The organism is Tepidimonas sp. (genome assembly GCF_029335975.1).
Lineage (GTDB): Bacteria > Pseudomonadota > Gammaproteobacteria > Burkholderiales > Burkholderiaceae_C > Tepidimonas.
The window spans coordinates 18,634-29,407 of sequence record NZ_JARJMT020000168.1 but is presented as its reverse complement, the minus strand read 5'-3'; the positions used below and the strand labels follow the sequence as shown (position 1 = coordinate 29,407).

General features: G+C 68.0%; 11 protein-coding genes. 1 reads left to right on the top strand and 10 read right to left on the bottom strand.

Annotation, left to right across the window (positions count from 1 at the left end; genetic code table 11):
- The coding region (locus P3W97_RS09470) for a pyruvate, water dikinase regulatory protein (protein WP_300846138.1) at positions 1-761 on the top strand (761 nt) is incomplete at its 5' end.
- A 60-nt stretch (positions 762-821) separates the two neighbouring features.
- On the opposite strand, the gene P3W97_RS09465 is transcribed toward P3W97_RS09470, so the two are convergent.
- From P3W97_RS09465 to bioB, 10 genes are all read right to left on the bottom strand, one after another.
- Positions 822-1,181: a hypothetical protein gene (locus P3W97_RS09465; RefSeq protein WP_300846136.1), complete on the bottom strand. Its 360-nt coding sequence runs from the start codon at positions 1,179-1,181 to the stop codon at positions 822-824.
- Positions 1,182-1,301: 120 nt separating this feature from the next.
- The gene (locus tag P3W97_RS09460; protein ID WP_300846135.1) at positions 1,302-3,155 is read right to left on the bottom strand and encodes a sodium:solute symporter family protein; all 1,854 of its coding nucleotides are present in this window, start codon (positions 3,153-3,155) and stop codon (positions 1,302-1,304) included.
- Between the two features lie 17 nt (positions 3,156-3,172).
- Positions 3,173-3,433, bottom strand: coding sequence for a DUF4212 domain-containing protein (locus P3W97_RS09455; RefSeq protein ID WP_300846133.1), 261 nt, complete (start codon positions 3,431-3,433; stop codon positions 3,173-3,175).
- A 159-nt stretch (positions 3,434-3,592) separates the two neighbouring features.
- On the bottom strand, positions 3,593-4,171 hold the full coding sequence (locus P3W97_RS09450) for a histidine phosphatase family protein (RefSeq protein ID WP_300846131.1): 579 nt from the start codon (positions 4,169-4,171) through the stop codon (positions 3,593-3,595).
- Between the two features lie 4 nt (positions 4,172-4,175).
- Entirely contained in the window at positions 4,176-5,039 is an 864-nt protein-coding gene (locus P3W97_RS09445; RefSeq protein ID WP_300846129.1) for an adenosylcobinamide-GDP ribazoletransferase, read from the bottom strand.
- Positions 5,040-5,057: 18 nt separating this feature from the next.
- Entirely contained in the window at positions 5,058-6,131 is a 1,074-nt protein-coding gene (cobT, locus tag P3W97_RS09440; protein WP_300846127.1) for a nicotinate-nucleotide--dimethylbenzimidazole phosphoribosyltransferase, read from the bottom strand.
- A gap of 46 nt (positions 6,132-6,177) precedes the next feature.
- Complete coding sequence (locus P3W97_RS09435; RefSeq protein ID WP_300846125.1) at positions 6,178-7,647, bottom strand: cobyric acid synthase; 1,470 nt, start codon at positions 7,645-7,647, stop codon at positions 6,178-6,180.
- Positions 7,644-8,564: an aminotransferase class I/II-fold pyridoxal phosphate-dependent enzyme gene (locus tag P3W97_RS09430; protein WP_367184615.1), complete on the bottom strand. Its 921-nt coding sequence runs from the start codon at positions 8,562-8,564 to the stop codon at positions 7,644-7,646. The genes P3W97_RS09435 and P3W97_RS09430 overlap by 4 nt, the downstream gene beginning before the upstream one ends.
- A 110-nt stretch (positions 8,565-8,674) precedes the next feature.
- Positions 8,675-9,661, bottom strand: coding sequence for an adenosylcobinamide-phosphate synthase CbiB (gene cbiB / locus P3W97_RS09425; RefSeq protein WP_300846121.1), 987 nt, complete (start codon positions 9,659-9,661; stop codon positions 8,675-8,677).
- An 18-nt stretch (positions 9,662-9,679) separates the two neighbouring features.
- Positions 9,680-10,705 carry a biotin synthase BioB gene (gene bioB, locus P3W97_RS09420; RefSeq protein WP_300846119.1) on the bottom strand — a complete coding sequence of 342 codons (1,026 nt, stop codon included), beginning with the start codon at positions 10,703-10,705 and terminating at the stop codon, positions 9,680-9,682.
- Between the last annotated feature and the right edge of the window lie 69 nt (positions 10,706-10,774).

The window sequence follows — 10,774 nt, the reverse complement described above, 5'->3', positions numbered from 1 at the left end:
TCGCCGATGCGTTGCTCAAACAGTTCGAAATTCACCCCAAGCGCGTGCGCCTGCCCTTCATCGACAACGTCGACAAGGCCCACCAGGCGGTGCGCCAGATCAACCACGCAGCGGCGGTGGACGGCAAGCGGCCGCTGGTTTTCACGACCGTAGTCAAAATGGATGTACTGCAGGTGCTTCAGCAGCACTGCCAAGGCATGCTGATCGACATGTTCGGCACCTTTATCGCGCCGCTGGAACACGAACTGGGCATGAAGTCCAATCACCGCGTCGGCCGCTTTTCCGATGTGGCCAAAAGCCGCGAGTACCGCGACCGCATCGAGGCGATCTACTTCACCCTGGAGCACGACGTCGGCCAGACGAACCGCAATCTGGAAAAATCCGATGTCATCCTGGTCGGGGTCAGCCGCAGCGGCAAGACACCGACCTCGCTATACCTGGCCATGCAGTTCGGGCTCAAGGCATCCAACTATCCCTTGATCCCGGAGGACTTCGAGCGTCGGCAGCTGCCCCCGGCCCTGCTGCCCCACAAGAAAAAGCTGTTCGGCCTGACCATCGATCCCCAGCGCCTGAGTGAAATCCGGCACGAACGCCGTCCCAACTCGCGCTACGCCAGCCTGGAAAACTGCCGCTACGAGGTGCGCGAGGCCGAATCACTGATGCGCCGCGCGGGCATCCGCTTCCTGTCGACCACGCACAAGTCGATCGAGGAGATTGCCACCATCATCCGGCAGGATTTGGAGGAGCCGACCACGCGCTGAATCCGTCGGCGGCGACGCAACCAATCGCCCGTTGCCGGACCCACGGCTGGGGCTCTCGCCTCAGGCGCGCCGGGCACCCGACTTGCCCTGACCGATGCCGTGTGCATGGCGGCCCAGGGCAAAAGACAAAAAAATCTTCATCCACAACGTCGTTCCGGCGATCGCCACCCAAGTTTGGTACTCCAGCCAGCCCATCAGAACCGCCGCGATGACGCCCACCAGCACGCCGCCGCCCACCAAATTGATCGCCATCTCGTAAGGGGCCCACCGCTCGGCGTCGGCCGGGGGCTCACCCTTCTTCAGGGCGACCTCGGAAAAATCGCGGTGCACCAAGATGCGCCATGCCCGTCGCAACCAGAAAAATGCCACGGGAAAGAGCGCCAGAAAAAACAAAATCTTGATTGGATAGATGCTGACCATGGCGTCCTCATCAAAAAAGCCCCTCCGGCGGGGCCGGTGGGGCTGTATTGTCACCCGTCCGCAGGCAAGCCGCCCAGCGGGTCGGGCGCATCGGGCAAGATGCCCCGATGCAAACCGCACTCAGTGCGCCACGGCCGAGCCGGCGCCCTTGGGCACACGGACCGATTCGACCAGCTCTTGGATATCTGCGGGCACGGGCTTGGACACCGCGCTGACCGCAAACGCCACCACGAAGTTGACGATGGCGCCCACAGTGCCGAACGCCTCTGGCGTCACGCCGAAGAAGCTGTTGGCGCCGCCAATCAGGTCTAGGTACTCGGTGCCCTTGACGAAGAAGATGCCCTTGTGCGCGAACACATAGAACAACGTCACGAACAGGCCGGCGAGCATGCCCGCCACGGCGCCGGAGCCGGTCACCTTCTTGCTGAAGATGCCCATCATCAGTGCCGGGAAGATCGTCGAAGCAGCGATACCGAAAGCCAGCGCCACCGTCCCTGCGGCGAAGCCCGGCGGGTTCAACCCCAAATAGCCGGCGACGACAATGGCACCGGCCATGGCGATCTTGCCGGCCAGCAGCTCGTTCTTTTCGCTGATGTTGGGGTTGATGGCGCCCTTGATCAGGTCGTGCGAGATGGCCGACGAAATCGCCAGCAGCAGGCCCGCTGCGGTAGACAGGGCCGCAGCCAGACCACCGGCTGCAACCAGCGCAATCACCCAGTTGGGCAGCAGCGCGATTTCGGGGTTGGCCAACACGATGATGTCGGCGTTGACGGTGAGCTCATTGCCCTTGAGGCCAGCGGCCTCGGCCTTGGCCTTGACATCGGGATTCGCGCTCTTGTCGTTGTAGAACTGGATGCGGCCGTCGCCGTTCTTGTCCTCGAACTTCAGCAGGCCCGTCTTCTCCCAGCGCTTGAACCAATCCGGACGCTGCTCATAGGGCAGCGCGGCTTCTGCGGCGAACAAATCCGCATTGGCCTTGACGCGCTCCGCGTTCACCCGGATGCCCCCTGCGGGGTCGGGTTCCACACCAACGGCCGTGTTGACGGTACCGATGAGATTGAGGCGGGCCATGCCACCGACGGCCGGGGCTGTGGTGTAGAGCAAGGCGATGAAGACCAGTGCCCAGCCCGCAGACGAGCGGGCGTCGGAGACCTTGGGCACCGTGAAGAAGCGCACGATCACGTGCGGCAGGCCGGCCGTGCCGATCATCAGCGACACCGTGTAGAAGAACATGTTGAGCTTGTTGCCCGCCACGGCAGTGGTGTACTCGGCGAAGCCGAGGTCGCGCACCACTTGGTCCAGTTTGGCCAGCAATGCGACATCCGTGCCCTTGAGGTCGGAGCCCAGACCCAGTTGTGGAATGACGTTACCCGTCAGCGCCAGCGAGATGAAGAACGCCGGCACCAAGTAGGCCAGGATGAGCACGACGTACTGCGCCACCTGCGTATAGGTGATGCCCTTCATGCCGCCGAACACCGCATAGGCGAACACGATGGCCATGCCGATGTAGATGCCCATGTCGCTGGAGACGCCCAGGAAGCGCGAGAACGTCACGCCCACCCCCGTCATCTGGCCGATGATGTAGGTGATCGAGGCCACCAGCAGACAGATCACGCCGACGTTGCGCGCGGTCTTCGAGTAGTAGCGGTCACCGATGAATTCGGGCACGGTGAACTTGCCGAACTTGCGCAGATACGGCGCCAGCAGGCACGCCAGCAGCACATAGCCGCCAGTCCAGCCCATCAGGAACACGGCGCCGCCGTAGCCCATGTTGGAGATCAAGCCAGCCATCGAGATGAACGAGGCCGCACTCATCCAGTCGGCCGCGGTGGCCATGCCGTTGGTGACAGGATGCACACCGCCGCCGGCCACGTAGAAATCGGAGGTGCTGCCAGCCCGCGACCACACCGCGATGCCGATGTATGTGGCAAAGGTGAGGCCAACGACCAGGTAAGTCCAGAGTTGCAGACTCATTTTGTGTTCCTTCGAAATCAGTCTTCGGCCATGCCAAACTTGCGGTCGATGTCTCCCATCTTTTTCGCGTACCAGAAGATGAGCGCGATGAAGACATAGATGGAGCCCTGTTGCGAGAACCAGAAGCCCAGCGGATAACCGCCCAGTTTGATGGCGTTGAGGCTCTCGGCAAACAAGATGCCGGCACCATAAGACACCAGGAACCAGATGACCAAAACCTTGGTCAGCAGCCCCAGCGTCGCGGACCAGTAGGCCCGGGCGTTGCTGTCAAGAGACATGATGGATCTCCTCGGATACACATGTGTAGGAATCGGCGGTGGATACCGCCGGCCTGAACATCGCTCGGGTTTGCGCAATGTTGCTGGGCGCAATATCTGGAGCAATGCTTACAGCGACCTGATGAAACCCGGGAAAAACGTCCAAAACTAGGGTAAGTCCTAGGCCTCGCGGGTATCTGCCAGTTCGATGCAGACCCACTGTCCCGGGGCCGGGGCTTCGCGCGGCCAATCTTCGGCCGTCCGAGGCATGGCGGCGGTGTCCCCCCATTGCAGGGTGTATCTGACGGCGCGGATGACCCCCGCGTGGGTGATCCAGACCTGGTCGTCCACATCGTCCACCATCGCGGTGCGCAGGGCGTGCCGCACGCGGCGCAACAACATCCGCACCGACTCGCCCCCACCGGGGCGGTAGTCGGCAAAGTCTGCCGCCCAGGCGTCGAGTTCGCCGCGTGGCACGCCGTCCCACGGGAGGCGCTCCCACGCGCCGAAATCCAGTTCGCCCAGGTTGGGGTCCACGACGGGGGCTGTGAGATCGGGGCGCCGCTCGCGCAGCGCCTGGGCGAGCTGGCGTGCCCGGCTCAGCGGCGAGACCCGCCAGCCCAAGCGCGCTGGCAGCACCGCGTCGAGCCGCCGGGCCGCGTCGGCCGTGGCCAGCGGATCGGCGGGAATGTCACTCACCCCGTAGCAGATGCCAGGCGGTACGGCGGTGGCGGCATGGCGCACGAGCCACAAACGCACGGCCTCAGCCCCAAGCGCGGGCCTGCAGGCCCAGCCCCATTGCCAGCCCCAGATAAAAAGCCAATTCCGTCATCTGCTGGGTGGCGCCCAGCGTGTCCCCGGTAAAGCCTTGCAGGCGCCGCTGCAACCAGCGACGCATGAGGAACAGCACACCCCCCGCTGCCGCAAGCGCCGCTCCCCATGGCGCGGACGGCAGCAGCCCGATCACCAGCGCCATCGCAGCCGCCCACCAGCCCAACCCCACGATTACGGCGGCCACGCCGATCGCATCCGCCAGCGGCTTGGATTTGGACCGGGGGGTATCGCCCACATGCGGCAGGGTGCGGATGATCCACAGCGGGGCCAGCCGCGAGGTGACATGGGCAGCGAACAGTCCAGCGGCCGCCAGGCCGGTGCCGTGCTGGGCCAGCAGCGCCAGCAACCCCACTTTGGTCAGCAGGACCAGCACCAGCGTCACCGCCGCGTAGCTGCCAATGCGCGAGTCTTTCATGATATCCAGCGCCCGCTCGCGCTCGACCACGCCGCCCAAGGCGTCGGCGGTGTCAGCCAATCCATCCTCGTGGAAGGCCCCCGTCAGCGCGACGCTGACGGCCGTGGCCAGGGCCGCCGCCACCCAGGCCGACGCAGCCTGGGCCGGCAGCACCCACAGGGCCGCCGAGCACACCGCGGCGCAAGCCCCCCCGACCAGCCACCCCACCCCCGGAAAATGTGCCGCGCTGGCGCGCAGCATCGCCGGAGAATAGCCCACCCACGCCGCCAGTCGCCCGGTCACCGGGATGCGCGTGAAAAACTGCAGCGCCAGCAAAAAATGCCGCACAGCGCCAGTCAGGACGGCAATGGGTCGCGGGTGGAACGGCGGTTCGGCCATGCGGCTTCTCCGGGCCGATCAGGCAGCAGCCGGTGCGGGATCTGGTGCGGCGCGCGCCACCCCAGCGTCCCCGAAACTGGCCATCTCGCGCAGGATGGCGCAGGCCGACACCAGCAGCGGCCAGGCCAGCGCCGCGCCGGACCCCTCGCCCAATCGCAGGCCGAGGTCCAGCAGCGGCTCGGCCTTCAGATGCGCCAGCAGCAGCGCGTGGCCGCGCTCGCCAGAACGGTGCGCGAACACGCAGCGCTGCAGCACGTGCGGGCGCAGCCGCGCCGCCACCAGCACCGCCGCCGTGGTGATGAAGCCGTCCACCACGATCACACGCCGCTCAGCGGCGGCCTGTAGCACGGCACCAGTCATCGCCGCGATCTCCAAGCCGCCCAAGGCCGCCAGCGCTTGCAGCGGCTCGCTGGCCTGCGCATGGCGCGCAAGCACCCGGCGCAGCACATCGATCTTGCGCTGCACACCGGTGGCGTCCAGCCCGGTGCCGGCACCGGTGCAGTCGGCGATGTCCAGGCCAGTCAGCCGGCTCATGAGCAGCGCCGCGGCGGAGGTGTTGCCGATGCCCATCTCACCGAGCAGCAGCACATTGCCGGGCAAGCGCTGCACCAGCCCGATGCCATGCTGCAGCGCCTGCACGCATTGCCCCTCGGTCATCGCCGGCTGCTGCAGCGCATCGGCCGTGCCCCAGGCTACCTTGGCGTCCACCAAGCCGGGGCGCGGGCCAAACGCGTGGCGCACACCGCAGTCCACCACCGTCAGCGCCAGCGCGTGTTGGCGTGCCAGCACGCTGACTGCCGCGCCGCCGGCGAGGAAGTTTTCCACCATTTGCCAGGTGACATCGCTGGGGTAGGCGGATACGCCGTGCGCGGCCAGCCCGTGGTCGCCCGCAAAGACGGCGAGCTGTGGCTCGCGCAGCGCGGGCGCCTCGGTGCCCAAGATCAGGCCCAGCCGTTGCGCCAGCGCTTCTAGACGGCCGAGCGATCCCAGCGGCTTGGTTTTTTCATCCAACAGCGCCTGCAGGCGCCCGGCCAGGGCCGGGTCGTGCAAATCGGGCACACTGGGCAGGTCGTCGGGGTTCAGCGTCGTCATCACAGGCTCCTCAAAGGGCATCGTCGAAGGAAATCGTCCAATGAAATCACGGGGCTGCGAGCGCCGCCAGCGCCCCGGGGGCAAAGTGCGCCTCGACCAGGTCAGCCAGGCCGTCGAACACCTCTGCCAGCGGACGGGCGCGCGTGCCCAGGAGTGCGCGCAGCGCGGCGGCGTCCTCGAACAGGCCGTGCAGATAGAGGCCAAGCACATTGCCAGCCGCGTTACACCAGGCCACATCTGGCAGCGCCGTATGCGCGGTCTCTCCGCGCGCCACAAGCGCGGGGTGCGGGACGGTGTGGCCGTGATGGATCTCGTAGCCGCGCACGCACACGCCGCTGAGCGTCGCCCAGGGGCCAGGCGGCAGCGCGGCGAACGTCGCCGTGGTGCGGCGCACGGTTTTGTCGCGCGCGAAAACCGTGACCAGCGGCAGCAGACCCAGCCCCGGGGCATTGCCGTCCACCCCGTGCGGGTCGATGAGCGCCTCGCCCAACATTTGCAGCCCGCCACAGATGCCCAGCACCGCCCCGCCGCGCGCAGCGTGCGCGGCGATCGCGGCATCCAGCCCCTGCGCACGCAGCCACACCAGATCTGCTGCCGTGGCCTTGGAGCCGGGCAGGATGATCCAGTCGGCGCCCGCACAATCGGCCGGCGTGCGGGCCCACACCAGCCGCACACCGGCAGTGTTCTTCAGCGGCTGGAATTCGTCCAGGTTGCTGATGCGTGGGTAGGCCACCACCGCCACCGTGGTGCGCACCGGCCCGCCGCCCGGCGCGGCGCGGTCGTCGAAAAGGCCATCTTCCTCCGGCAGGCCATGGCCCCAGCGCAGTGGCAGCGTGGCCAGCGTTGGCACGCCGGTGAGCGCCTGCAGCCGCTGCGGGGCTGGGGCCAGCAGCGCTGCGTCGCCGCGAAATTTGTTCAGCACAAAGCCGCGCAGAGCGCCACGCACATCCAGCGGCAGCAGCGCCCAGGTGCCGTAGAGGTGCGCGAACGCCCCGCCGCGGTCGATGTCGGTCACCAGCAGCGCGCGCGCTTGTGTGTGGCGCACGGGCGCAAGGTTGACGATATCGGTGTCCTGCAGATTGATCTCCGCCGGAGAGCCCGCGCCCTCCATCACGATGAGGTCGTGCTGCGCGCGCAGCTCGTCCAGCGCCTGCCGCACCACCGGCCAGACGCGTGGGCTGCGTTCGCGCCACGGCAGCGCGGCCAGCTCGGCATCGACACGGCCCAGCCGAACCACCTGGCTGCGCGTGTCGGCCTCGGGTTTGAGCAGCAATGGGTTCATCCGCACATCGGGCTCGACGCCGGCGGCCAACGCCTGAAAATACTGCGCCGCGCCGATTTCGCCTTCGGCTCCGTCGGGAGTGGCCACCACGCGCGCGTTGTTGCTCATGTTTTGCGCCTTGAACGGCGCCACCCGCAAGCCCTGGCGCGCGTACCAGCGACACAGCGCAGTGGCAAGCCAGCTCTTGCCAGCGCCACTGCTGGTGCCCCAGACCATCAAGCATCGCGCACTCATCGCGACGCTCTCCACCAGGCGATCCTGGGGGCGGTCACCACCGCATGCACATCCAGCGCTTGGGCCAGGGCTTGCAGGGCCTGCGGCGGCTGTGCCGACAAGCGCCACCAGCCCGGCAAGCCAAACGATGTCGCATCGCGCAACTTGATGCTGTGCCCGCGCAATGCGGCCGCGTCCAGCGGCCGCGGCGGACGCGCGCAAACGAAGGGTGTGACGCTGGGGGCGACTGCCCAGCCGCGCGCCTCGAGCGTTTGTACGAGCGCCGCCTTCCACTGCGCAAGCGTGGCTCGGCTCGCCTGCAGCCAGCGCTGCGTGGCGGGCTCCACCCACCCGGCCAGCAACGCCACGCCGTCGGCCCCGATCGGCCACGATGGCGCCAGCGCCTGCAGCTCGGCGAGCAGGCTGGGCTCGGCATCCTCTGGCGCGATCACATACGCCCCACGCACGCCGGTCAGGCCCAGCGCCTTGTTGGGGCTATGCAGCTGCCAGCAGCGCGCGCGCTGCGCATCGTCGAGCACAGCGCCGCCTTCCAGACGCAACGGCGCGTAGGCCAGATCGAGCGTCACCTGCGCCCCCGCTGACAGCAGCGCGGTCGCCGCTGCGCCGTCCTCTGGCTGGCCCTGCGGGCTGCCCGGGTCGCACAACCAGCCTGCGCGCGCCTGCCCCGGCGCGGCGGCGCGCGCCAGGCCCCAGACATGGGCCGCGTGCGCATAGTCGCCGTAACCCGGCTGCGGCCACCAAAGGGGGCCGAGCCCGCGCCGCGCGCACCAGGCGGCAAAGCGCAGGATCCACTCGCTGCCGCTGGCGGCCAGCAGCACGCGCGACGGCGTCACCCCATGCCAATCGGCCAATTGCTGGCGCAAGACGGTATAGGCCGGGTCGGGATAATGGCCTCGTGCTGCGGCTTGTACCTGCATCCAGGCGTGTGGGCATGGGCCACACGCATTCGCGTTGGTGGAAAAATCCCATCGTGGCACGCCGTCGGCGTCAGGGCCTCCATGGGCACGCCATGGCATCCGCGAAAGAATCATGATGGCCTCCCGAGCACTGCCGCGAGCGTCAGCCCGGCCACGAGCAAGGCGCCCCAGCCCGCCACCACGCCACCACCCCACGCCAAGGCACGCGCGGTATCGGCGGGCACCGGCAGCCGCCCGGATGCATTGATGACATACACCCCCGGCTTTTCCAGCCGCACCCCCAGCCGCAGCGCCAGCGCCGCCATGGGCCAGCCGCCGTTGGGCGATGGCGTGCGCTGTGCTTGCGCACGTAGCACATTCCCGGGTACCGCGCGCCCGGAGACCAAGAGCAGCAGCACGGCGGTCAGCCGTGCTGGCAGCCACGACAGGACGTCATCGGCGCGCGCGGCCCAGCGTCCAGCCCATGTCCAATCGCGCCCGCCGCGCACGCCCCGGTAGCCCCACATCGCATCGGCCGTGTTGGCCCAGCGGTACAGCGCCGCCCCCGGCAGACCCGCCAGCGCAAACCAGAACAGCGGCGCCACCACCGAGTCGTTGAGATTTTCCGCCAAGGTCGACAAGGCCGCCTGGCGCACGCCGGCATCGTCCAGCGCCTGTACATCGCGGCTGACCAGCCGCGCCACCTGCGCGCGCCCGGCCTCCAGCCCCCGCACCAACGACGCCTCGACCGCAGCCACCTCGTCGCGCAGCATCCGCCAGGCCAGCAGTGGCTTGAGCAGCACACCCAGCGCCAGCCCCTGCACCCACCACGGCGTGCCGCTCAGCAGCGGCGCCTGCACGCCAACGGCCAGCGCCACCACCGCCGCCGCCCCCAGCGTCCACGCCAGCGCCCCGACGGTGAAGTCTCGCCCTGGCCGCATCACCCCGCCAGCCATTGGCGCTACCCTCCGGCCCAAGGCCGCGAGCACCCGCCCCATGCCGACGACGGGGTGCAGGCGTGGGGGCGGCTCGCCAAAGCGCGCGTCCCACACCAAGGCAACCGCTGTGGCCAGTGCCAGCGCACCGGCGGTTGGCCAAGGAAACGCCGCGGGCTCCATCGCCGATGGTTGCCTATCTCAAACCTGCGCGGTGCGCGTGCGCATCCCAAGCCGCGCCAGCAACGCCTGGTCGGCCTCGACGTCTGGGTTGCCCGTCACGAGCAGCTTATCGCCGTAGAAGATCGAGTTGGCCCCGGCCAGAAAGCACAACACCTGGGTCGATTCGTCCATGTCGCGCCGGCCCGCCGACAACCGTATCTTGGCACGGGGCATGGTGATGCGGGCTGCAGCGATGGTGCGCACAAACTCCAGCGGGTCCAGATCGGGCTGGTCGGCCAGCGGCGTGCCGGCCACCTTGACCAGGTGGTTGATCGGCACCGACTCCGGGTAGGGATCCAGATTGGCCAGCTGCGCGATCAACCCGGCGCGCTGCTGCCGCGACTCCCCCATGCCGACGATGCCGCCGCAGCAGACGCGGATGCCGGCCGCGCGCACGTGCTCGAGCGTGCGCAGCCGGTCCGCGTAGTCCCGCGTGTGAATGATGGCGCCGTAGAACTCCGGCGCGGTGTCGAGGTTGTGGTTGTAGTAGTCCAGACCCGCCGCTCGCAGCCTCTGCGCCTGCTCGGCGCTGAGCATGCCCAGCGTGCAGCAGGCCTCCAGGCCTTCTTCCTTGACGACGCGTACCAGCTCGGCAACCTTGTCGAGATCGCGGTCGGTGGGCGCCCGCCAGGCTGCCCCCAAGCAGAAACGCTGCGAGCCGGCCTGGCGGGCCGCGCGCACAGCGGCCCGCAGGTCCTCGGGCGCCATCAGCTTGGTGGCCTGCACACCCGTGTCGTGGTGCACTGACTGTGGGCAGTACGCGCAGTCTTCTGGGCAACCTCCGGTCTTGACCGACAGCAGCGTGGCCAGTTCGATTTCCGCCGGATCGTGGTGCTGACGGTGCACCTGCTGCGCGCGAAAGATCAGCTCGGGCAGCGGCAGCTCCAGCAGTGCCTGCACGTCGGCCACCGTCCAGCGCTCCGACGCTGGCGATGGGGCAACGCGTGCAGGTCTGGAGGCGGATTCGCAAGCCTCAATCGACGCAGCCGGTTGTGCCTCAGTCATGCCTTTGAACTCCTTCATGCAAACGCCACCGACCCGCATCCGTTCGATGCGGCGGCGACCTTGATCCAC

Excerpts from the sequence above, each read along its gene's own strand:
- P3W97_RS09465 (WP_300846136.1), bottom strand. The coding sequence starts at position 1,181 with ATGGTCAGCATCTATCCAATCAAGATTTTGTTTTTTCTGGCGCTCTTT.
- P3W97_RS09460 (WP_300846135.1), bottom strand. The coding sequence starts at position 3,155 with ATGAGTCTGCAACTCTGGACTTACCTGGTCGTTGGCCTCACCTTTGCC.
- P3W97_RS09455 (WP_300846133.1), bottom strand. The coding sequence starts at position 3,433 with ATGTCTCTTGACAGCAACGCCCGGGCCTACTGGTCCGCGACGCTGGGG.
- P3W97_RS09445 (WP_300846129.1), bottom strand. The coding sequence starts at position 5,039 with ATGGCCGAACCGCCGTTCCACCCGCGACCCATTGCCGTCCTGACTGGC.
- cobT (WP_300846127.1), bottom strand. The coding sequence starts at position 6,131 with ATGACGACGCTGAACCCCGACGACCTGCCCAGTGTGCCCGATTTGCAC.
- P3W97_RS09435 (WP_300846125.1), bottom strand. The coding sequence starts at position 7,647 with ATGAGTGCGCGATGCTTGATGGTCTGGGGCACCAGCAGTGGCGCTGGC.
- P3W97_RS09430 (WP_367184615.1), bottom strand. The coding sequence starts at position 8,564 with ATGCAGGTACAAGCCGCAGCACGAGGCCATTATCCCGACCCGGCCTAT.
- cbiB (WP_300846121.1), bottom strand. The coding sequence starts at position 9,661 with ATGGAGCCCGCGGCGTTTCCTTGGCCAACCGCCGGTGCGCTGGCACTG.
- bioB (WP_300846119.1), bottom strand. The coding sequence starts at position 10,705 with ATGACTGAGGCACAACCGGCTGCGTCGATTGAGGCTTGCGAATCCGCC.